Source organism: Comamonas testosteroni (assembly GCF_014076415.1).
Lineage (GTDB): Bacteria > Pseudomonadota > Gammaproteobacteria > Burkholderiales > Burkholderiaceae_C > Comamonas > Comamonas testosteroni_F.
The window spans coordinates 2,585,559-2,609,025 of sequence record NZ_CP043568.1 but is presented as its reverse complement, the minus strand read 5'-3'; the positions used below and the strand labels follow the sequence as shown (position 1 = coordinate 2,609,025).

The following is a 23,467-nucleotide window of genomic DNA, read 5'->3' as shown; positions in this document are numbered from 1 at the left end:
GATTGGGCTTATTCGTCATGGCCGCGCGGCGCAGCAGGCATGGGCAGGACCGAGGCGCCGTGACCCGGCTCGCTGATCGGCGCCACATGGCTGCCATGCTGCTGCAGCGGACGGTTGCCGGCCAGGCGGCGCAGCACCACGTAGAACACGGGCGTGAGGAACAGGCCAAAGGCCGTCACACCGATCATGCCGGCGAACACCGCCACGCCCATGGCGCTGCGCATCTCGGCTCCCGCGCCCGTGGACAGCACCAAGGGCAGCACGCCCATGACAAAGGCCAGCGAGGTCATGAGGATGGGGCGCAGACGCAGGCGGCTGGCCTCGATGGCGGCCTGCACGGGCGAGCGGCCGGCAAATTCCAGCTCGCGGGCGAACTCCACGATCAGGATGGCGTTCTTGGCCGACAGTCCCACCAGCACGATGAGTCCGATCTGCGTGAACACATTGTTGTCGCCGCCGCTCAGCCACACGCCGGTCATGGCGGCCAGCAGGCCCATGGGCACGATGAGGATGATGGCAATCGGCAGGGTCAGGCTTTCGTACTGCGCCGCCAGCACCAGGAAGACCAGCAGGATGGCGATGGGGAACACCAGCACGGCGGAATTGCCGGCCAGGATTTCCTGGTAGGTCAGTTCGGTCCACTCGAAACCTATGCCGGGCGGCAGGGTTTCGGCGGCAATGCGTTCGACGGCTGCCTGGGCCTGGCCCGAGGAAAAGCCGGGCGCAGGCCCGCCATTCACATCGGCGGCCAGAAAGCCGTTGTAGCGCATGGCGCGTTCTGGCCCGAAGCTGGGTTCGAGCTTCATCAGCGCCGACAGCGGTACCATCTCGCCCGTGGTGGAGCGCACCTTGAGCAGGCCCACGTCCTCGGCGCGCGCCCGGTAGGCGGCATCGGCCTGGACGCGCACGCTGTAGGTGCGACCAAACTGGTTGAAGTCGTTGGCGTACAGGCTGCCCAGGTAGATCTGCAGTGTCTCGAAGATATCCGTCACGGGCACGCCGAGCTGGCGCGCCTTGGTGCGGTCAATGGCGGCATAGAGCTGGGGCACATTGACCTGCCAGCTGGTGAACAGGCCTGCCAGCTCCGGCGTCTGGTAGGCCTTGGCCATGAAAGCCTTGACGGCCGCGTCCATGGCGTCGTAACCCAGCGAGGCACGGTCCTCGATCTGCAGCTTGAAGCCGCCGGTCGTGCCTAGGCCAGCCACGGGCGGTGGCGGGAACATGGCGATGAAGGCTTCCTGGATGCTGCCAAAGGCCTGGTTGAGCTGGCCCGCCACGGCAGCGCCGCTCTGGTCGGCATGCGTGCGCTCGGCAAAGGGCTTGAGCGTGACAAAGACAATGCCCGAGTTGGAGCTGTTGGTGAAGCCGTTGATGGACAGCCCGGGGAAGGCGATGGCGTCTTCCACATTGGGATTGTTCTTGACGATCTCGCCCATGCGGCGGATCACGTCTTCCGTGCGGTCCAGCGTGGCGCCATCGGGCAGCTGGGCAAAGCCGACCAGATACTGCTTGTCCTGGGCCGGCACGAAACCGCCGGGCACCAGCTTGAACAGACCCCAGGTCGCGCCCACCAGCACGGCATAGATCACCAGCATCAGCGCCTTGCGACCGATGACGCGCTGCACGCCGCCGCTATAGGCATCGGAGCCGCGGCGGAACAAGGCATTGAAGCGGCGGAAAAAGCCGCCCAGCACCCGCTCCATGCCGCGTGTCAGTGCGTCCTTGGGAGCATCGTGGCCGCGCAGCAGCAGCGCGGAAAGCGCAGGCGACAGGGTCAGCGAGTTGATGGCCGAGATCACCGTCGAGATGGCGATGGTCACCGCGAACTGTCGATAGAACTGGCCCGTGAGGCCGCTGATGAAGGCCAGCGGCACAAACACGGCCACCAGCACCAGGGCGATGGCGATGATGGGCCCGCTCACCTCCTGCATGGCACGGTAGGTAGCCTGGCGCGGCGACAGACCGGCCTCGATGTTGCGTTCCACGTTCTCCACCACCACGATGGCGTCATCCACCACGATGCCGATGGCCAGCACCAGGCCGAACAGGCTCAGCGCGTTGATGGAAAAGCCCAGCAGGTGCAGCACGGCAAACGTCCCCACCACCGACACCGGCACGGCCAGCAGCGGAATGATGGAAGCGCGCCAGGTCTGCAGGAACAGAATCACCACCACCACCACCAGGGCCACGGCTTCCAGCAGGGTCTGGACCACGGACTTGATGGAGGCACGCACGAACTGCGTGGGGTCGTAGGCGATGCGGAACTCGACGCCCTCGGGCATGTGCTTTTGCAGCTCGGCCATGGTGGAGCGCACATTGGCCGAGATCTCCAGGGCGTTCGAGCCCGGGGCCTGGAACACGCCCATGCCCACGGCGGGGTCGTTGTTGAGCAGGGAGCGCAGGGAATAGTCGGCCGCGCCCAGCTCCAGCCTCGCCACGTCGCGCAGGCGCGTCACGGCGCCGTCGGCACCGGTCTTGACGATGATGTCGCCGAACTCCTCCTCGGTCTGCAGACGGCCCTGGGCATTGATGGACAGCTGCATGTCCACGCCGGGCAGGCCGGGCGAGGCGCCGACCACACCGGCCGCGGCCTGCACGTTCTGTCCGCGGATGGCGGCCACCACGTCGGCGGCCGATAGACCGCGCTGCGCCACCTTCTGCGGGTCCAGCCAGGCACGCATGGAATAGTCGCCGCCACCGAAGATCTGCACCTGGCCCACGCCCTGGATGCGCGCCAGACGGTCCTTCACATTGAGCACGGCATAGTTGCGCAGATAGTCGATGTCATAGCGCCCGTTGGGCGAGACCATGTGCACGACCATGGTCAGGTCGGGCGCGCTCTTGACCGTGGTGATGCCCAGGCGGCGCACTTCCTCGGGCAGGCGCGGCTCGGCCTGGGAGACGCGGTTCTGCACCAGCTGCTGGGCCTTGTCGGGATCGGTGCCCAGGGCGAAGGTCACGGTCAGCGTCATCACGCCGTCGGTCGTGGCCTGGCTGCCCATGTAGAGCATGCCTTCCACGCCGTTGATGGATTCCTCCAGCGGCGTGGCCACGGTTTCGGCAATCACCTTGGGATTGGCGCCCGGGTACTGGGCTCGCACCACCACCGAAGGGGGAGCGACCTCGGGATATTCCGAGATCGGCAGCGTTCGCATGGCGATCAGGCCAGCGAGAAAGATGAGCACCGACAGCACACCCGCAAAAATCGGGCGGTCGATGAAAAATCGGGAAAGGTTCATGGTGTCGGAGGATTAAGGGTTCTCAGACCGTGGGCTGCTTGGCGGCGCCGCGGCCGTCGGCCAGCTCGGCCTTGGCGTCCATGGGCACGTCCTGCGGCGCGACCACCACGCCGGGGCGCACACGCTGCAGTCCGTTGACAACGATGCGCTCGCCGGCCTTGAGGCCGGAAGTGACCACGCGCAGGCCGTCCACCGGCGCGCCCAGTTGCACCTCCCGGTACTCGGCCTTGTTGTCGGCGCCAATCACCAGCACGAATTTCTTGCTCTGGTCCGTGCCCACGGCGCGCTCGTTGATGAGCACGGCCTGGGTGGTCTGTGGCTGACCCATGCGGATCCGCGCGAACTGGCCGGCCATGAGCGTGCCGTCCACATTGCCGAACACGGCGCGCACACGCACCGTGCCACTCTTGGCATCGACCTGGTTGTCTATGAGCTGCAGATGACCGGCATAGGGTGTGCCGCCGCTGGTGCCCACACCCATCTGCACGGGAATGGTTTCAATCAGCGCACGCGTGCTGCGTCCCTGGCTTGCGCTTTGCAGACCCTGCAGCGCCTGGGCCACGATCTGCTCGTCGGCATCGAAGCTGGCATACATCGGGTCCACCGACACCAGGGTGGTCAGCACCGGCGCTCCGGCTCCCGAGCTCACAAGATTGCCCACCGTGACCTCGATGCGGCCCACGCGCCCGCTCACCGGAGCCTTGACCTGGGTGTAGCCCAGATTCAGCTTGGCGGTCTGCAGCGCCGCCTGGGCGGCGCGCAGATTCGCATCAGCCTCGCGCCGGGCATTCACGCGCTCGTCGTATTCCTTCTGCGCGATCGCCCGCTCGTCCCACAGACGCGTGGCGCGCTCGGACTCGCTCTGGGTATAAGCCATGCGCGCCTTGGCGGCAACGACCTGGGCTTCGGCGCGATCGACTTCTGCCACATAGGGAGCCGGGTCCACGGTGAACAGCAGATCACCGGCCTTGACCAGCGCACCTTCCTTGAAATGCACGGCCTGCACTGCGCCCGAGACGCGCGGCTGCACATCCACGCGCTGCACTGCTTCGAGGCGGCCGGAGAATTCATTCCACAGCGTCACGTCCTGCTGCAGAACCTGGGCTGCCGAGACCGGCACGGCCGGCGCGGCGGCCTGCGCAGCCGGCGCTTCCGCGTGCGATGCCTGCAGGCCCAGCATGGCGGCGGTCGTGGCGATCACGGCAGCGGCGACGCCGGCGGCGGCCCACCGGCGGCGATTGGAGAGTTTGGAGTGCTCGTTCATGGCAATGTCTTTGGTTCAAGGGTTGAAAGCGGTAGCGGCTCTTTCGGCGGCAGGCATGACTCATCCCTTCCAGCGCTCAGGCCAGGAATCGAATGAGGAAGAGAAGAAAAAAAGCGCAGCCGTGCTGCGTCCGACCCACAGGGACGGATCAGGTCAGCGATCTGGGCAGGGCAAGATCAGCTCAGAACCGACATCGGGTGGTTTCGAAAAACTGGCGCAGCTGCTCCTGCAACTGCGCGGCGCAAGGGCAGGACTCGGGCGGCTGCTCCAGCAGCGCCTGCGGCCATTGCCCCGCTTCTGCAAACACATGGCGAAACACGCTCAGGCCGGCAGCTTCCAGCCGCGCGCCATAGTTCAGTGCCTCATCGCGCATGGGGTCGGCCTCGCCGACCAGAATCAGCGTCGGCGGCAGTCCCGCGAGGCGGCGGGCCCGCGCCGGCACCGCATAGGGGTGCTCCGCATCATGCGGCTCGCCCAGGTACTGGCACCAGCCCGAAGCCCATTTGCATTCGACGGATTCGCCCTGGGCGGCACGCTGCGAAGGCGTGGCCGAGCAAGGGTCCAGCATGGGAGAGATCAGAATCTGCCCGGCCAGTGGCGGCTGCTGCTGATCGCGCGCCATCATGCAGACGCCGGCCGCCAGATTGGCGCCCGCCTCTTCACCGGCCAGATAGAGCGGAGCGCCCTTGCCGGCCAGCTTGGTGCGTTGCTTGTAGGCCCACAGCAGCACCTCGTAGCCCAGCTCCAGCGGACGCGGAAACGGATGCTCGGGTGCCAGCGGATAGGCCAGCGACACCACACAGGCCCCGGCCGCCTCCAGCGAGCTGCCGACGGTGCAGCCGTTATCCAGATCCCCCGCCACAAAGGCGCCGCCATGGAAATGCAGCACCAGCGGGACCACTTCGCCGCGTCGCTTGCCGCCGTATATGCGCACATCGGCCTGCACACCGTCGGCCACGGAAATCGTGGTGTCGGTATGAGGAATCGGCTGCAATGCGGTGGCTTTGGTGTTTGACATGGATTTTCCGGACAGGACCGGGTGATGGAACAGAAATGTAGCAACAGCAATTGACGGCATAAACCCCGCAAACGCGGCCACACTGTTTCCAATTCTCGAACAATGACGGGGTGAGCTGTGTGTGAGAATCCCGCATCCTCGGCGAGTCCGGGTTTTCGCGAGGACAAGGAGATCCCATGGATCAGATACAGGCCATGCGTATTTTCGCGCGGGTCGTGGAAGCCGGCACTTTCACGCGTGCAGCCGATTCGCTGCATATGCCAAAAGCCAGTGTGACCAAGAACGTTCAGGCGCTGGAAGAGCGCCTGCGCGTGAAGCTGCTCAACCGTACCACGCGTCGCGTCACCGTGACCGCCGATGGTGCGGCCTACTACGACCGTGCCGTGCGCCTGCTCGCCGACTTCGACGATCTCGAGGCCAGCGTCAGCCAGGCGCGCACCACGCCGCGCGGGCGCCTGCGCGTGGATGTGGGAACGACGGTGGCGCGTCTGCTCATCATTCCCCATCTGAGCGAGTTCCAGTCCCGCTACCCCGAGATACAGATCGATCTGGGCGTGAGCGACCGCACCGTGGACCTGATCAGCGACAACGTGGACTGCGTGATCCGTGGCGGCGAGCTGGCCGACCAGTCCCTGGTGGCACGCCGCATCGGCAATCTGGAATTCATCACCGTTGCCGCCCCCGACTATCTGCAGCGCCACGGCGTGCCCCGGCATCCGCGCGATCTGGAGTCCGGCCATCGCAACGTGATCTATTTCTCCCCGGTCTCGGCGCGGCGCTATCCGCTGGAGTTCCACAAGGGCGGCGAAGTGATAGAGATCGCCAGTCCCGCCCACCTGGGTATCAACGAAGGCAATGCCTATATCAGCGCCATCCTTGCCGGTCAGGGCATAGGACAGCTCAGCCGCTTCCAGATTCACAAGTACCTGGAAAACGGACAGCTGCAACGCGTGCTGGAGGACTGGAAGCACCCCCTGCTGCCGATCTACGTGGTCTATCCGCCCAACTCCCACCTCAGCGCCAAGGTACGCGCCTTTGTGGACTGGGTGGTGGAGCTGTTTTCGCGCAATCCGCTGCTGCAGGGCGAAAGCCGGCCCGCCTAGGCAGGCAGGGCCGCACTTGCCAGGCCGTCAGGCCGGCATCACTGCTGCAGCTGCGCCCAGACCTTGTCCAGCCTCTTGGCACTGACCGGATAGGGCGTGCGCAGCTCCTGGGCAAAAAAGCTCACGCGCAGTTCCTCCAGCATCCAGCGGTACTCCTGCATGCGGGCATCGATCTGCCCCTTGCGCTCGGCCACCAGCCGCCAGTAGCGCTGCTCCAGCGGCAGCAGCTCCTTGAGCTTGGCGGCATCGCGCGCCGGATCGGCCCGGTACTTGTCCAGGCGCGAGGTAATCGCCTTGAGGTAGCGCGCATAATGGCCGAGCTGCGCCCAGGGAGCCACGGCGATGAAGTTCTTGGGCATGAGCTTTTGCAGCTGCTCGCCCGCGTCCTTGGTGGCCTCCGGCGCGTTCTTGGTGTCCTTGATCTTGCGCGCGGCGGCCGCGTACTCGGCAAGGATGGTGGCCGACATGCGAGCCACCTCGTTGGCAATCAGCGTCAGGCGGCCACGGCCGTCCTGCACGCGCTGCTTGAAGTCGGCCTCGTTGCTCGGCAACGGCTCCTGCAGGAAGGCACGGTCAATGGCCACGTCGATGATCTGGCCGCGCAGCTCTTCCTGCGTGCCCAGCGGCATATAGGCCACGGCCATCTTCTGCAGATCGGGAATGTTCTTTTCCAGATACTTGAGCGCATCGCGAATCTGCAGCGCGAACAGGCGGCGCAGACCCACGCGGTGCCTTGCGGCAGCGGCTTCGGGTTCGTCAAAGACCTCGATGCCGACGGCGTCGCCATGGTCGATCAAGGCTGGAAAGCCGATCAGCGTGGTGCCGCCCTTCTTGATTTCCATGAGCTCGGGCAGCTCGCCGAAACTCCAGTCCTTGTAGCGCGCGTCATGAGACTGGGCCGGCTTGCCCGCCACAGCCTTATCATTTTCAGGAGCTGCTTGCGCTTTATTTTTATCACTTTCAGATATCTTTGACTCTGAAACGCTTGTATCACTTACGCCAGAAGCTATCTTTAATGAAGCAAGTGCCTGGAACGCACCGCGTGCCTTGGCGCCCCACTCGGCCTTGAGCGCCCCCAGATTGCGGCCCTGACCCAGCTGACGGCCATGCTCGTCCGTGATGCGGAAGTTCATGAACAGGTGCGGGCTCAGCATATCCAGCTTGAAGTCGGCGCGCTTCACATCCAGCGAAGTCTCGCCCTGCACCTGCTTGAGCAAGGCGTCGATCAGCCCACCCTGGGCCCAGCGCTCGTTCTGCGTGAACAGCTCGGCCAGCCGTGCCGCGCTCTCGGGCAGCGGCACGAAACGGCTGCGCGGGCGCTGGGGCAGGCTCTTGAGCAGCGCCTGGATCTTGTCCTTGAGCATGCCCGGCACCAGCCACTCGGCGCGCTCCTCCGACACCTGGTTGAGCACGAACAGCGGCACGGTGACCGTGATGCCGTCGCGCGCATCACCAGGGCTGTGCAGATAGCTGGCGCTGCAATCGGCACCGCCCAGCTTCACGGTCTTGGGGAATTTGTCCGTGGTGATGCCGGCGGCCTCGTGCCGCATCAGCTCATCCCTGGACAGGCGCAGCAGCTCGGGCTGGTTCCTGCTCTCGGCGCGGAACCATTTGTCGAAGGTCGCACCGCTGTACACATCCCTGGGCAGATGCTGGTCGTAGAAGGCAAAGATCAGCTCGTCGTCGACCAGCACGTCCTGGCGTCGGCTCTTGTGCTCCAGCTCCTCGACCTTGCGCATGAGCTTGAGGTTGGCGGGCAGGAAATGCCATTGGGTTTCCCACTCGCCCTCCACCAGCGCCTGACGGATGAAGAGATTGCGCGCCTCGTGCGGATCGACGCGGCCATAGCTGACGCGGCGGCCGTTATAGACCACCAGGCCGTAGAGCGTGGCGCGCTCCAGCGCCACCACATCGGCCTGCTTCTTGCTCCAGTGCGGATCCAGCAGCTGCTTCTTGAGCAGATGGCCGCCCACCTCTTCCAGCCACTGCGGCTCTATGGCCGCAATGCCGCGGCCGTACAGGCGCGAGGTCTCGACCTGCTCGGCCGCCACGATCCAGCGGCCGGGCTTCTTGCTCAGGTGGGCGCCGGGGTGCGGGTGGAACTTGATGCCGTGCGCCCCCAGATAGCTCTCGCTTTCCTCGGCCTTGTAGCCGATATTGCCGAGCAGCCCCGACAGCATCGACAGGTGCACGGCCTCATAGCCCGCCGCCTCGTTGTTGAGCAGCCATTTCTGCTCCTTGACCACGGTCAGCAACTGCGAATGGATATCGCGCCACTCGCGCACTCGGCGGATATTGATGAAGTTCTGGCGCAGCAGCTGCTCCCACTGGCGGTTGCTGATCTTGTGCGTGGCCTCGTCGGCCTGCTCGGCGGGGTTGAACAGCGCCAGCCGCTCCTCCACCGTACCCTCGACCTGCGCACCGCTGGCACGCTGACTGACGGGCAGGAAGGCCTGGTTGCGCGCATTGAGCTTGGCCGCAGGCGCATGCTGGGCCGCCATCTCCTTGCGGCTCTTGGCCACGACCTTGCCGCCGCGCGCATCCGACAGCCATTTCCACAGACGCAGATAGCCGCTGAATTCGCTTTTCTCGTCGTCGAACTTGGCATGTGCCTGGTCGGCCTGCTGTTGCGCTTCCATGGGCCGGTCGCGCACGTCCTGCACGCTCAAGGCCGAGGCAATGATCAGCACCTCGGCCAGGGCGCGGCGCTCGCGCGCTTCCAGAATCATGCGGCCCACGCGCGGGTCCAGCGGCAGGCGCGACAGCTCCTTGCCCATGGGCAGCAGATGGCCGTGATCGTCCACCGCGCCCAGCTCGGCCAGCAGCTGATAGCCGTCGGCAATGGCGCGGCCCGAGGGCGCTTCGAGGAAGGGGAAATGAACCACATCGCCCAGACCCAGTGACTTCATGCGCAGGATCACGCCGGCCAGCGAGGAGCGCAGGATTTCGGGGTCGGTGAAGCGGTCGCGGCTGGCGAAGCTCTCTTCGTCATACAGGCGAATGCAGATGCCGTTGGCCACACGGCCGCAACGGCCCGCGCGCTGGTTGGCTGCGGCCTGCGAGATCGGCTCGACCAGCAACTGCTCCACCTTGCTGCGGAAGGAGTAGCGCTTCACGCGCGCCGTACCGGCGTCGATCACATAGCGAATGCCCGGCACCGTGAGCGAGGTTTCGGCCACATTGGTGGCCAGCACGATGCGCCGCCCCGTATGGCCGTCAAAGATACGGTCCTGCTCGGCCTGCGACAGGCGCGAGAACAGCGGCAGCACCTCGGCGCTGCGCAGCGTGGGCGAGTGCTGCAGATGCTTGCGCAGATGGTCGGCGGCTTCGCGAATCTCGCGCTCGCCGGGCAGGAAGATCAGGATATCGCCGCCCTTGCCGCCGGCCCAGAGCTCATCGACGCCATCGGCAATGGCGTCGTTCAGATCCTTGTCCTTCTCGCCCTCGAACGGGCGATAGCGCATCTCCACCGGATAGGTACGACCCGAGACCATGATCACAGGCGCAGGACCGCTCTTCGATTCGAAGTGCTTGGCAAAGCGGTCGGCATCGATGGTTGCCGAGGTCACCACCACTTTCAAGTCTGGGCGCTTGGGCAGGATCTGCTTGAGATAGCCGAGCAGAAAGTCGATGTTCAGGCTGCGCTCGTGCGCCTCGTCGATGATCAGCGTGTCGTAGGCCTTGAGCAGCGGATCGGTCTGGGTCTCGGCCAGCAAGATGCCGTCGGTCATCAGCTTGACGGAGGCGTTCTTCTGCAGCGTGTCCTGAAAGCGCACCTTGTAGCCCACCACTTCGCCCAGCGGCGTGTTCAGCTCCTCGGCAATGCGCTTGGCCACCGAGCTGGCGGCAATGCGGCGCGGCTGGGTATGGCCGATCAGATGGCCACGCACCTGCCCATTGGCATCGGGCGCGGCATTGAGCCTGCCCCGGCCCAGCGCCAGTGCGATCTTGGGCAGCTGCGTGGTCTTGCCCGAGCCGGTCTCGCCACAGACGATGATGACCTGATGGCGATCCATGGCCTCCATGATTTCCTGGCGACGGCTGGATACGGGGAGCGACTCGGGGAAGTTGATCTTCAAAGACATAAGGGCTGGGATTATCCCCGTCCTTGACCAGTCTTGCGCAGTGATGGCAAAAGCAGCCGTGCCGCGCGATATGCAAGGCCCTGCGGTGGCTGCGGCAACGCTTGCTATGCTCGCGGCAATTTTGGTTTCTCCGCTGTCCATGGTTTCGACTGCTGCTTTCGTCATCCCTCTTCTGGCTCTCTGGCTCTGGTGGCCTGTCTCCAGCCTCAACGGCACGTCCCGTCTGGCACGCCTGCTGGCAGTTTTGATCACGAGCATGCTGGGCATCGCTCCCGCCTTGCTGCTCAAGGCCGTGCAGACCAATGCCCTGCCCTACGCCGTGGTGGCGCGCCTGCAGGTTCCCGGCGGCTGGATTCTGGCCATGCTGCTGATGTTGGCGCTGTTCGTGCTGCTGCGCGACCTGCTGTGGCTCCTCGCCCGGCTCATGGGCCGTACCGGCCTGGCGCAGCTGCTGCACCTTCCCGCTCTCACCACGGCCGCTGTGATCGCGACCGGCGGCCTGAGCGCCATCGGCGTCTTCAACGCCCTGCAGCCGCCCAGGGTGCATGAGCAGCAGATCGCGGTCAGAAACCTGCCAGCCGCCCTGCAGGGCCTGCGCATTGCCGTGCTGGCCGATATCCACGCCAGCCCGGTCAACGATGCAAGCTATGTGCAGACCATCGTGCAGCGCACCCTGGCCACCACACCCGACCTGATCGTGCTGCCCGGCGATATGGTGGACGGCGATGTCGCCACCAGCCGTGCCCATGTGGCGCCGCTGGCCGCCTTGAGCGCACGCTACGGCGTCTGGGCGGCACCGGGCAACCACGAGTACTACAGCGGCTACAACGCCTGGATGGCCGAGTTCCGCCGCCTGGGCCTGAGTCTGCTTGAAAACCGCATGCAGCTGCTGAACATCAAGGGCAGCAAGCTGGCCCTGTCCGGCATCGGCGACCCGGTGTTCGGCCGCACCTCGCCCAACAACGCCGACCCCGAGGTCGCCGAAGGTATCCCACCCGATGTGGATGCGGTTGCAGCACAGGCCCGCAAGGCAGGGGCAGCGTTTCATATCCTGCTCGCACACCAGCCCAAATTCGCGCACGACAACGCGGCCAAGGGCGTTAATCTGCAGATATCGGGCCATACCCACGGCGGACTGATCCTGGGTATGGATCGCTGGTTGGTGGCTCCCGTCAACAACGGCTTTGTGCGCGGCGAATATGAGATCGGCAATATGAAACTGCTGGTCAGCAGCGGCGCGGGTCTGTGGGCCGGTTTTGCCATACGCCTTGGCGTGGCACCGCGAATCGAGCTGCTGACGCTGGTTGCGCGGCAGTGATTACCGGCCTGGCTGCATCCGAGGTTCAGCGAGGCCTGTATCTCGTTGAAATCTTTGCAGTGCAAAACACTCTCAACCATTTGAAGCAATTGCAAAAATCAAACAGATTTCGAGATTTGAGCTTTTCTTGGCAGTCCAGGCTTCCATAAGGCACCTGATTAACTGCCTTCTTTTCAAATCAGTCACTTACGCCAAAGAACCCTTGATACTCTGCGCGCAGTCTCATTAACCAAGACCCCATCCATAGATTGCCGCGCCTGACAAAAAGCTGTCAAAGCCGCGCGTGCTTACATTCCCGTAAAGCGATCCAACAGGTCGCGGCAAATGCGCCGCTAAGATACAAATCATTTTTCATGGGTCCGTACCGGTCCATGCCGATGCGCAGAAACCGGCCCATATTCCAAGCAATGCTTCCGAGCGGCCATTCCAGCGGACTCTTTTCTCGATTGCAGACCATGAATTGTTCCCAATGCGGCAATCCGCTCTCTCCCAATGCCAAGTTCTGCACGAGCTGCGGCGCCAGACAAGAACCGGAAGTGACAATCACTGCTGCTGAAAAAATCTGCAGCCAATGCCAGGCTGTCTGCAAACCCGAGGCCCGCTTCTGTACACGATGCGGCATGGTGTTCGAGCGCCCCGACGCTAACCTTGCTGCGGTGGCAACTGCGCCGCCCATGACTTCAGGCGCCTCGCAGACGGTTGCCGGCGCAAGCCTGGCCCCGCCCTTGATCGAGCCCATGGATACACCCGCACCCAGGCCGCCACAGCCGGAGCCTGCCGCATTTGCGCCGCGCAACGACCGCACACCGGCCTTTCCCCAGGAGCCGGTGCGCGGCAGCAATGCCTGGATCAAATGGGTGGTGCTGGCACTGCTGGTTGCAGCCATTGCGGGCGGTGTGATGATGGCAAGCAACATGAAGGGCCTGACTGGCGCGGGCAATAGCGCATCCGGTGCGTCCCAAGCCGGCAAGGATGGGATTTCGCCCGAAGACAAGGCCAAGGCCGACGCCCTGGTCGGCCCGCTGGGCGGCAGTACCGCAACACCAACGACGCCGGCCGAAAATGCCACGATTGCCGGCGCCGTAGACAACGCGCCCGCCACCGCAGTCGCCCCCGTGGTGACGACCCCAGACACTGTCAGCGTCACCCCCGCGCCAGCAGCCAGCCCGGAGCTCCCCTCAGCTCCGGCATCGGGCAAACCGCCCATGCCGGCCCCTGCAAGAACACCTCCAGTCAAGAAGAACACCGCGCCATCACTGGATGACCTGCTGGATTGAAAGCCATGAAAAAACTCAAACTCACTGTGCTCGCCTGCGCCGCAACCCTGCTTGGCGGCTGCGCCACCTTGCAAGATGCATCCACATCGCTGAGCTGCATGCTCTCGCGCGTCACCAATTCTGCAGACCCCAGTTGCGGCCCTGGCAGCGGCGCGCCCGCAACCGCTGTTTCTGGCGGGCAGAACGAGCGCTTTGCGCGTCTCCAGGCCGCTCTGGATCGGGAAACCCAGCAAGCACAGAGCATGCAGGCCCAGGCCGTGCAGGCCATGCAGAAGCTGCCGGCCAAACAACGTGCCGTGGCCGGTCCGGTGCAGACCAGGACGGTCAGCATTGCCGACGGGCAGTCGGGACAGGCACACCAGATGCGCAGCTTCTCCGCACTGACCGTGGAGATGCCCCTGGCCGCCAAGGGCCGCAAGGAATATACCCAGGCCATGAATGTGCTCAAGGAACTGGCCAATGAACTGGCCGACAACCGGGGCTCATCCAGCATCGTGGTCGATCAGTCCGACGAGGATGTCAGGGCCGGGCGTGTGAATACCGCCACAGGAACCACCCAGTCCAAGGGTGGCAAACCCGTGACTGTCATCAAGAAGATTGACACTGGTCTGCCCGCGGGCGTGGAGCGCTACACCATCGAAGCCGGCGAGATCCGCGGCAAGCTTTGACACCCGGCGAGCCAGCGGCTCATCGTGCCGGAGCAGCCAGCCTCAACCACAAGACAGGACGAAAAATGAGAGAGCAACCCCTGGGAGAAATACGTTTTGGCACTCTTGCCAGAGCCGCCGAAGGACTGACTCAGTGGCGACCGCTGCTGCTGTGCTTTCTGACACTGCTGCTGACCGGCGCACTGATAGCAGGCGCGGCCTGGATGCTGGTCAAGGCCGGCTTCTTCATGTACCTGATCTTCATGCTGGCGTCCGTCATCGCGCTGCTGGCCGGTTCTTCGGGCGTGGGCATCATGCTCATGGACAAGGCCAGAAACGAGCCCGTACGCTCCTTCTCGGCGGCGGCATCGGCCGGCCTGCTGTGCCTTCCAAAATTCCTGCTGGTCGGCCTGGCGATATTTGTTGCCACGCTGGCCTACTACCTGCTGGCTGCCGTCATTTACTTCATCTGCAAGATTCCCGTGCTCGGCGGCATTCTGGCCTTTGTGGCCCACCCGATTCTGGTGCTGGTCGCCGCAGCCTTGCTGATCGCCATGATCTGGGTCATCGGTCCCTTGATGGGTCCTGCGCTGTGGAGCGGCCTGTCCGTCAAGGCTGCACTGGCCAATGTGCTGAGCATCGCGCGCAAGCGCCTGGTCGAAGTAGTGCTGATGGAAGTCGTGCTCTATGTCATTCTGGGCCTGGTCTGCTTCATGCTGTTTGCCGGACTGGTGCCAGCCACCGTTTCACTGACCGGGATGGCCATGAGCATTACCGGAGATGGCGGCTCCATGGCCGGCATGTTCATGGGTGGCGGCTACGGCCGTGGCTACGGTGGCGGCTTCAATCCCATGGGCATGATGGGTGGCGGCAGCACCGGCCTCATCGCCGGCCTGGGCGTTCTCTATTGCGTGGTGGGCGCACTGCTGGCCCAGGTGGCCATCATGGGCATGAATCTGATCTATCTGCAGGCTCGTGAAAGCGTGGACCCAGCCGAGGCCGAGGGTGCACTGGACAGCCTGATTGGCGATGTTCGCAAAAAAGCCGAGGAAGCCAGGGCCCAGACCATGGCTGCCGCAGAACGCACCATGGCTGCCGCCGAGCGCGCCAAGCAGGCTGCCAGCGAGCGCCTGCAGGAAGCCACGGCCAAGCCCTCCGCCACCGACACCCCGCCCGGCACCGACAGCAATGCCAGCGCAGGCGCCGCAGCAACGGCGGCCGAAGGTCTGACTGCCGCCACAGCGGCATCCACCGAACAGGCGTTTGCCGAACAGCAGGCGCGCGAGCGTGCCGCCGCCGATGCGGCGGACAAGGCACGTCAGAGCGCTGAAGAGGCTGTTGCCCGTCAGCGCAGCGAAGCCGAGGCAGCACGCCAGCGTGCCGAGGCCGAAGCAGCCCGTCTGAAGGCTGAAGCCGAGGCTGCCGAAGCCCAGGAACTGGCCGCACGCCAGCGGGCTGAAGCGCAGGCCGCAGAGCGCGCGGCACAGCAAAGGGCCGCTGAGGAACGAGCCGCAGCCCAGGCTGCCAAAGAAGCGCGTCAGCAGGCCGAGGCCCAGCGTCTGAAGGCACAGGCCGAACAGCAGGCCGCCGAGCGTGAAGCGGCCCGGGTCCGCGCCGAAGCGGAGGCCGCCGAGAAAGCCCGCCAGACCCCGGCAGCGCCAAGCTGCCCCGCCTGCAGAGCCCCCGTGGCAGCCAATGACCTGTTCTGCGGTGAATGCGGCAACAAGCTCAGGTAGAAGCTGTGTGAAAGCCTGCAGCGCTTCACCAGCAAGTGCTGCAGGCCCAGTAAAAAGGGGCCTCAGGCCCCTTTTTTGGTACCTCCCGGACTCAGAGCCCGCAGGACTGTGCGACCTGCTCCTTAAGCCTCTCGCTCGAAGGTTCACGCCCCGTCAGCGCCAGCAACCCGCAGGCCAGCGCCCCCTGCCAGTGCACATAGTCATGACCGGTGCTGTGCACACGCTGCACGACCTTGTTGCCCTTGGCACGCAGCACATCGCCCAGCTCCTGGCTGGTTTCGCGTATGCCTGCCTGACCACCGCGAGCCCCTTCATATAGGCCGGCATCAAAGTAAAAGCGAATGGGCAGTTGCGGTGTTTGCTCATACTGGCGAGCAAGCCAATTGGGGGCCTCGCCCTTGGGTGCCCACCAGTAGGAGCCCGAAAGACTGAGCACATTGCCAAACCACTGCGGATAACGCAGCGCCACATAGCTTGAAGCCAGGCCGCCATAGCTCGATCCTGCAATCACCGTGCGCTCGGCCCCTGCCGCTATGCCCTGTGCCTTGAGCCAGGGCATGAGCTGCTTGCCCATGAAGTCGGCAAACACCGGGTTGGGCGGCAACTCGCTGCTGCGCGCGTCGCCTGCGCCATTGGCCACCAGCACGACGGCTGTTGCAGGCAGCAGGCCGTCGGCCATCAGATTGTCGATGATGGCGGGCGTGGGAACCTGGCGCAGATAGGCCTGGGCGTCGAACAGCACCAGCAGGGAACGCCCAGCCGCATCGGCCTGCTGCCAGCCCTGCGGCTTGTAGATCCAGATGTCGCGCCCATTGCCCAGCGCCTGGCTGCCCAGCCAGTGACGCTGCAACTGGCCGGTTGGCACGCTGGCGCGGGTCTGGCTCCAGGGTTGTGGCGGCGCCTTGGCCAGTGTCAGCACGGAGCGCCCGTCGAAGCGATCCTGCACCGCCTGCAGATCCGCAGACCGCCCCCAGCTCTGGCGATTGAGAGGGTCGCGCTGCAAGGTGGACAGAATGGATCGGCGCTGAATCATGGTATCGGCCGAGACCTGAGGCACATCGGGCGCAAAACCATAGCTGAGGCGTGCATCCCTGGGCATGACGAAACTGGCCCACCAGACATCGCTGCTTCCGAGGCGCTGCAGCGGCTCATGATTGCCCGAGGGACTGCCGAACAGTCGCACCGACTGCCGTGCGCCGCGCCAGACAAAGCTCACCAGCTGGTGCTCCGCATCCCAGGGCTCGATCAGCGGCGTGCCCTCGCGTTCCATTTCCTGCCAGAAGCTGCGGCTGTCGCCGCCCTGCGCCAGCCGCGCCTCCAAGGCCTTGAGCCTGGGACTGCGCAGCGGCTCTGGTTCGAGCTCTACTGCCGGCGCATGGTCGACCGCCAGCGGCGCCAGCACCTGGGTGATCGTCAGCTCGTAGGCGCCAGGACTGGGCGCAGCATAAGTCGGAGCAACGCTGTGCCCGCCCTGCGCCGCCGACATGCCGCTTGCTGACGATGCATAAGGCTGGGAATTTTCTGCGCGCAGCACCAGACGCTCCTTCGCCTTGCCCCGGCTTTGCCAGGTGAATGCGTGATCGACGCCTGCGCCCTGACTCAGCCGCCGCAGATGGCGTCCGTCAGGCGTTTCCACATCCAGCACCACGCCCAACGCCTGCAGATTGCCACGCACCACGGCACCGGCCGGTGCCTCCAGCTGCAGGCTCAGCTTCTGTCCCGGCACCAGCCGGCCGGAGAGCGGCTGCCGCACCGAAAGCAAAGAGGCCGCCTTGGCCGCGCTCTGAGCGGTGTCGGCCGGCAAGGGCCGGGCCGCACCGGCCTGGCCGCCGATGCCGACGCTGACCGCAGCCAGCAGACCTGGAACAAGCAGGGAGCGCAGCCCTTTGCCCGATGGCCTGTGGCCCGTCACCGTCACCGGCAACCCTTGATGATTTCCATGCATTGATGCGTCCTCCGCCTCAGAAGTCCACCGCAGCGCTGATGCGCACGGTGCGCGGGGCGCCCACGGTCAGGAAGTTGTCGGCAAAGGCTCCAGCCCAGTAGTTGCGACCAAAGACGTTATCCACCGTACCGCGCAAGACCACTTTCCTGTCGGCAACGCGCGTGGTGTAGCGGGCGCCGACATCAAAGCGCGTCCAGCTCGGTGCACGCAAGGTGTTGGCCGAGTTGACCCACTGCTTGCCTGTATGCACCATGCGTGCGTTCAGCGCCAGACCGGCCACACCCGGCACATCCCAGTCTGCCGCCAGATTGGCCGCCCAGCGCGCTGCGCCGAAAGCATCATGGCCATCGTTGTTGGCGCCCTGGGTGCTGGTCAGCTTGGGCTGCAGGTACGTGATGCCGCCCAATACGCGCAAACTGGAGCTCACGGCACCGAAGGTATTCCACTCCACGCCGCGATTGCGCTGCTCGCCATTGAGCTTGAGGGTATTGGCCGCCGTATCGATGGTGGTCGAAGGCTTCTCGATCTGGAACAGAGACAGCGTATTCGTCCAGCCTGCGCGGCGCCACTTCACGCCCGCCTCCATCTGCTTGGATTTGTAGGGAGCGAATGTCTCGCCTGCATTGGCATAGGTGGAGCCGACCTCGAGACCGGGACTCAGCCCCTCGATGTAGTTGGCGTAGAAGGACAAATCCTCACCCCAGGGCTTGGCCACCAGACCCAGCATGGGAGTCACAGCGCTCTCGTCGTAGCCCTTCATCTTCTGATTCACGCGCTGGTGGCGTGCGCCCAGCGTCAGCTGCAGCCTGTCCTGCAGCAGGCTCAGAGTATCGGCCACGGCGAAACTGCGGATCACATTGTCGTTTTCCTGGCGCACGGCATTGCGCGGTCCGGCCAGAATCGGCAGCACCGGATCGTAGATATTGGTGGTGTAGCTGCTGCTGACCACGATGGGCAGCGCGCGCCCGCTTTGCTGCTGCAGCTCGTTGAACGAGAACACCAGCTGATGGCCCACATCGCCGGTTTTGAAGCGGCCACGCAAACCCGCATCCAGCGCCGTGCTGTTGGTATAGCCCTGAAGGTTATAGGTCTGACCCACGGCAGAGCCGTCGCCCACGGCATTGAGCACCACCCGCGTGCCTGTGGGCTGACCAGCATAGTCATGCCAGGCCTTGCCCAGGCTGCCGTAGAGCTGCCAGCTGTCACTCAGCTCGAAACTGCCGCGCAGTGCCACCGATTTATTCTCCACTTCGGTGTTGACGCCGCGGAACAGATTGTTGCTGGCATCCGGCGCGCCGATCAGATTCTTCATCTTTCCAAAGCTCACCATCACCGGGCTGCCGTTGTCCAGGTTCACCTTGTAGTGATAGGCATCCAGTCCCAGCGTGAAGCGATCGCCCTGATAGTCAAGCGCCACGGCACCTAGACGGCGACGGCGCTTCTGGTCGTCGACCTCGGTCTCGCCGCTGGACAGCGCGCCGTTAAAGCGTATGCCCAGGCGGCGCTCGGGGCCGAAGCGCCTCGATACATCCACATGCTCCTGCAACTGAGAACCCGAGGTGAAAGTCGTGGTCAGCCGCGTCAGATCATCGGCCAGCGGCTTCTTGCTGACCACATTCACCACGCCTCCCACCGCTCCACTGGGAGCCATGCCGCCGAGCAGCGCACCGGGGCCCTTGAGCAGTTCCACGCGCTCGATCATCTCGGTCGGCACATGGCTGTCGGGTGCCAGGCCATACAGGCCGTTGAACGCCACTTCACTGGCATTGACGTCGAAGCCCCGAATCACATAGTTTTCGTTGACATGGCCGGTACTGGTGGAGAAGCGCACCGAAGAGTCGTTTTCCAGCACGGCAGCCACCGTGGCCGCATTCTGGTCGCGGATCAGCTCTTCGGAGTAGGCGGTGATGTTGAAAGCAGCATCCATCACATCCACATTGCCCAGCAGCCCCAGGCCTGCACCCTTGGCGACCTGAGCACCAGGGGCCAGCGCAGGCAGAGCGCTGCCGTCCTGTTTGCCGGAAACCGTGACTTCGCTCAGGCGCTTTTCCTTCGGGTCGGCCGTCTGGGACTGCGCCTGGGCGCCCGCACTCAAAACCACCAACACTGCCAGCCCCACGGCTGAGCGGGGGCTGCGGCACGCCGCAGAAGACAGCCAATGCACGAATGGAGCAAACTGCGTGGATGCGAGCGCTGAAGCCGACGGCGCCTTGCCTGCACCGCCACGAACTGGGGTTGCCATGTAGACCTCGTTTTCGATCAATCTCCTATGGCTAAAACGAAGTGCGTGGCTAAGGCTTATCGAGAATGAATCTCAATTGGATGGATTGTATAACAAGCAAAACCTCTCAAAACAATAGCAACAATCTATTTCTCTGCATAGCGATAATCCGTTCTCATGGCTGAGTCCTAGCGGGCTCTTCCGTCTCGCAGTCCTGCTCGGCGTTCTCGCTCATCAGCACACGCACCACCTTGCGGGCATCGGCATCGAAGACCGCGATATCGGGGCAGTAACGGGCACCTTGAGGCGTATCGACCTTACGGTAGCTTGCGCCATAGGTCTTGAGGACCCGGGGTGGCTGTCCGGCTCTGGGCTCGGCCAGTACCTGTACCTGGTTCTGGCCCATGGTGGCAGCGGGATCGGCATCGCACCAGTCGGCAGTAGGCTCCTGCCCCAGACTCAGTTCGCCGCCGCGCTGGTACAGGCCGCTAGGCCAGTACACATGGCCTTGCGCATAGTCCGGCATCTGATAGCAGGCCATGAGCTTGCCACCCTTGCGCACCGGCAGCATATGGCTTTCGGCCTGCTCGACCAGCTCCAGCCCCGCGGGCTTCCAAGCATAGATGTCCACGCCATGGCTGCAGCAGCTGGCACGCCATTCGCTATAGATGCGTTTGGCCTTGCCATCGAAGGCGGGTGAGCTGATGTCCTGCAGGGACTGCGGCCCCAGCACCAGCTTCTGCGTACTCGGGTCGTAAAGCCAGGTGCGGTGCGCAATATTCGGCCCGGCAGGCAGGTCCAGCGCCTGGGTCAGATCCGGCCAGCCGTCAAAATTCGCATCCACCCAGCGCGGCTGCACCAGCCAGCAACTGCCCACGGCGGCGGTCGGCAGGCTTTGCTTCAGGCTTCCCTGCTCATAGACCTGAATGGCGGAAACCTGCAGATCCGTATGTTCTCCGCAGTCGGCCAGGGAGCGCAGCCTCTGATTCATCAGCAGGCGCAGCTCGTAATTCAACGCATGGGGGAAAGCCGGGGGCTGGCGCAGCAGGTGGACCGGCCAGCGCTTTTTGCCATCCATGGACTGCCACTGCCCCTGCAGGCGCGGCGGCGCCATGCCCGGCAAAGCCGCCAGCGACCAGCGGCCAGACGGCTTGGGATCGCTTGCTCCAGCCATCGGGGTCTCGGTCAGCTGTCCGCTTGCCGAGCCTTCCAGGTCAAGTGTTGCACCGGGCCGATTGCAGGGTTCATAGCAATAGCTTCCCCCGACGGCGCCATCGAGCCGCCACAGCTCCAGCTTGACTGCCTTGCCGGCAATCTCGCCGCGATAGCTGGCCGACCAGACCACCGCGTCATGCGGGGTTTCTGCCGTCTCGGCATACACCATCGACGCCCAGCCCATGAGCGCCATAGCGATGTTCAGGCCCGCAGCCCGGCCAGTCAGGCATTTCAGCGTCATATCACTCCCATTCACTTCGATCACCAGATTCGTGACTGCATCATGCCCGCAGCAAACCTTTTAATGTGCGGCCAATATGAATGCTGCAAGATGTGACAAATCTGCGTACAAGCATGGACAGCCAAAGCGATTTATGCAATCAGACAACAACACACAACAAAGCCGCAATATGGGCCTGCTGGTCGCAGCCCAATCCCTGGGAGGTGCCTCTCCGCCCATCATCATCTCGCTGGGCGGTCTGGTCGGGCAGCAGCTGTCGTCCAACCCCACAGCGTCCACCTTGCCGGTCAGCATCTACCAGCTCGGGCTGGCGCTATCCACCCTGCCGGCCGCCTGGATCATGAACCGCATGGGCCGCCGCGCGGCCTATGTGCTGGGAGCCATTCTGGGCGTGATCTCCGGCGTGGTCGCCGCTCAGGGCATTGCTCACAGCGACTTCGTCACCTTCTGCATCGGCACGGCGCTGGCCGGCTTTTATGCGGCCTGCGTGCAGAGCTACCGCTTCGCCGCCACCGATATGGTGAGCGAGCCCGCGCAACAGGCCAAGGCCATTTCGCGCGTGATGATCGGCGGCCTGATTGCCGCCATCATCGGCCCGCAGGTGGTGATCTGGACGCGCGACGCCCTGCCTGCCACCCCGTTTGCCGGCAGCTTCTACAGCCAGGCGGTGCTGGCCCTGCTGGCCCTGCCCCTGCTCATGGGCCTGCGTCTGCCGCCTCCTCAGAGCAAACAGGCCGTGGCTGACGACGCCAGGCCGCTGGGCGAAATTGCCCGCACGCCCCGGTTCGTCGTGGCCTGCGCGGCGGGTGTGGTCAGCTACGGACTGATGGCGTTCCTGATGACCGCTGCGCCCATGGCCATGGTGGGCTGCGGCCACAGCGTGGGCGAAGCCGCCATGGGCATCCAATGGCATGTGCTGGCCATGTTCGTACCCAGCTTCTTTACCGGCAAGCTGATTGCGCGCTATGGCAAGCGACCCGTGACAGCTCTGGGCCTGCTGTTGATAGGCGCGGCCGGCGTGCTGGCCTTGATGGGCCTGGATATCTTCCACTTCTGGAGTTCGCTGATTTTGCTGGGCGTGGGCTGGAACTTCGGCTTCATCGGTGCCACGGCGCTGCTGACCGAGTGCTACCGTCCCTCGGAACGCGCCAAGGTGCAGGCACTCAACGATTTCCTGGTCTTCGGCACGGTGGCCATGGCCTCGTTCGGATCAGGGCAGTTGCTGCACAGCGCCGGCTGGAACGGCATCAATATCGGCATGCTGCCCCTGGTAGCCGTCGTGCTGGTGCTGCTGGGCCTGCACAGCCAGCGCAGGACAAACGCCTGAAGCTGTGCCGATTTTTCCGCCTCAGACAGCTATCAAAATAGAAGCTTGTATCGCATTGCGATCAATGAAATAGAGTTATTTCAACGATGAAATCCATTCAGGAAAAGCGCTATAAGCTATATTTTATATAGCAACACATCCCCTGTGAATGAACCGAGCGGGTGTTGCCTGAAGACCGGATCAGCGCTCTCAGCAAACCGTCTTCAAGACCGCCACCGGCAGGCCAGGAGGAAATGCCGGCAAGCTGCCGGGCTGCAGCTTGCCGAGGACTACCCCGGCCTCATCCCTAAAAGCGGCTACTCAGTCCCACGACGGCCTTGCCCCGGGCCGTAATGCCGACGCCCCGGGCCTGCCACGCAATACAGCAGCGGGCACTTCAGGCCCCGGAACATGGGTAACGCCCGTAACGCCCGTAACGCATTTCAGCGCCTTCCGGCCTGGCCACAGGCACCGCCAGGCTCCATCGGACCCGGCCTCTCTTCAAGCCATGCAGCGTCTCTTGTGCCTCCCCGGCTCCTCTGAGCGAGCTCCGGGCAAGGCCTTGCGAGCACCCTCTGTAGCCGGCACCCACTGCAGACCGATCTGCGTCAGCAAGCGCATGAGACCACTGCTTACGCAACCTACAACGGCGTCACATTTGCATCTCATGCAGATTAGAAAAATCCTTACGAGATCCAATATTGATAAGTGATTTCTATAGGAATAGTATTTCCACAAAATTAAACAAAAGAATGAAGTTGATAGAGAAATTGTATTTAGTCACATATCGCCCGGATCCTGCAGAAACCAGTCAGATGAGCTGAACGCAGCAGACAGCCAGCGTCAACTCTG

Annotated in this window: 13 protein-coding genes and 1 pseudogene; 7 read left to right on the top strand and 7 right to left on the bottom strand. The window is 64.1% G+C overall.

Annotated features, from left to right (window positions below):
* Positions 1-8: 8 nt before the first annotated feature.
* From F0P97_RS11850 to F0P97_RS11840, 3 genes are all read right to left on the bottom strand, one after another.
* Complete coding sequence (locus tag F0P97_RS11850; protein WP_182286869.1) at positions 9-3,239, bottom strand: efflux RND transporter permease subunit; 3,231 nt, start codon at positions 3,237-3,239, stop codon at positions 9-11.
* Positions 3,240-3,261: 22 nt separating this feature from the next.
* Complete coding sequence (locus tag F0P97_RS11845; RefSeq protein ID WP_182286868.1) at positions 3,262-4,503, bottom strand: efflux RND transporter periplasmic adaptor subunit; 1,242 nt, start codon at positions 4,501-4,503, stop codon at positions 3,262-3,264.
* 181 nt (positions 4,504-4,684) lie between these two features.
* Positions 4,685-5,521, bottom strand: coding sequence for an alpha/beta hydrolase (locus F0P97_RS11840; protein WP_182286867.1), 837 nt, complete (start codon positions 5,519-5,521; stop codon positions 4,685-4,687).
* Positions 5,522-5,697: 176 nt separating this feature from the next.
* Between F0P97_RS11840 and F0P97_RS11835 the strand changes: the two genes are divergently transcribed.
* Complete coding sequence (locus F0P97_RS11835) at positions 5,698-6,624, top strand: LysR family transcriptional regulator (protein ID WP_182286866.1); 927 nt, start codon at positions 5,698-5,700, stop codon at positions 6,622-6,624.
* Positions 6,625-6,662: 38 nt separating this feature from the next.
* Here the strand turns inward: F0P97_RS11835 and hrpA are convergent, their stop codons facing one another.
* A complete protein-coding gene (gene hrpA / locus F0P97_RS11830; protein WP_182286865.1) occupies positions 6,663-10,709 on the bottom strand; it encodes an ATP-dependent RNA helicase HrpA in 4,047 nt (1,348 codons plus the stop codon).
* 139 nt (positions 10,710-10,848) lie between these two features.
* On the opposite strand from hrpA, the gene F0P97_RS11825 reads away from it, so the two are divergent.
* From F0P97_RS11825 to F0P97_RS11810, 5 genes and pseudogenes are all read left to right on the top strand, one after another.
* The gene (locus F0P97_RS11825) at positions 10,849-12,027 is read left to right on the top strand and encodes a metallophosphoesterase (protein ID WP_182287185.1); all 1,179 of its coding nucleotides are present in this window, start codon (positions 10,849-10,851) and stop codon (positions 12,025-12,027) included.
* Positions 12,028-12,380: 353 nt separating this feature from the next.
* Positions 12,381-12,587 (top strand): annotated as a pseudogene (locus tag F0P97_RS27905) (zinc ribbon domain-containing protein); the annotation flags it as partial.
* A gap of 177 nt (positions 12,588-12,764) precedes the next feature.
* Entirely contained in the window at positions 12,765-13,304 is a 540-nt protein-coding gene (locus F0P97_RS11820) for a zinc ribbon domain-containing protein (protein WP_232538256.1), read from the top strand.
* Between the two features lie 5 nt (positions 13,305-13,309).
* Positions 13,310-13,972 (top strand): hypothetical protein, encoded by a 663-nt coding sequence (locus tag F0P97_RS11815; protein ID WP_182286863.1) that lies wholly within the window; start codon positions 13,310-13,312, stop codon positions 13,970-13,972.
* Positions 13,973-14,037: 65 nt separating this feature from the next.
* The gene (locus F0P97_RS11810; protein ID WP_182286862.1) at positions 14,038-15,687 is read left to right on the top strand and encodes a zinc ribbon domain-containing protein; all 1,650 of its coding nucleotides are present in this window, start codon (positions 14,038-14,040) and stop codon (positions 15,685-15,687) included.
* Positions 15,688-15,778: 91 nt separating this feature from the next.
* Here the strand turns inward: F0P97_RS11810 and F0P97_RS11805 are convergent, their stop codons facing one another.
* From F0P97_RS11805 to F0P97_RS11795, 3 genes are all read right to left on the bottom strand, one after another.
* Positions 15,779-17,632, bottom strand: coding sequence for an enterochelin esterase domain-containing protein (locus F0P97_RS11805; RefSeq protein ID WP_182286861.1), 1,854 nt, complete (start codon positions 17,630-17,632; stop codon positions 15,779-15,781).
* Between the two features lie 16 nt (positions 17,633-17,648).
* On the bottom strand, positions 17,649-19,874 hold the full coding sequence (locus F0P97_RS11800) for a TonB-dependent receptor (protein ID WP_182286860.1): 2,226 nt from the start codon (positions 19,872-19,874) through the stop codon (positions 17,649-17,651).
* A 154-nt stretch (positions 19,875-20,028) separates the two neighbouring features.
* Entirely contained in the window at positions 20,029-21,309 is a 1,281-nt protein-coding gene (locus tag F0P97_RS11795) for an XAC2610-related protein (protein WP_182286859.1), read from the bottom strand.
* Between the two features lie 133 nt (positions 21,310-21,442).
* Between F0P97_RS11795 and F0P97_RS11790 the strand changes: the two genes are divergently transcribed.
* On the top strand, positions 21,443-22,636 hold the full coding sequence (locus F0P97_RS11790; protein WP_182286858.1) for an MFS transporter: 1,194 nt from the start codon (positions 21,443-21,445) through the stop codon (positions 22,634-22,636).
* Positions 22,637-23,467 lie beyond the last annotated feature (831 nt).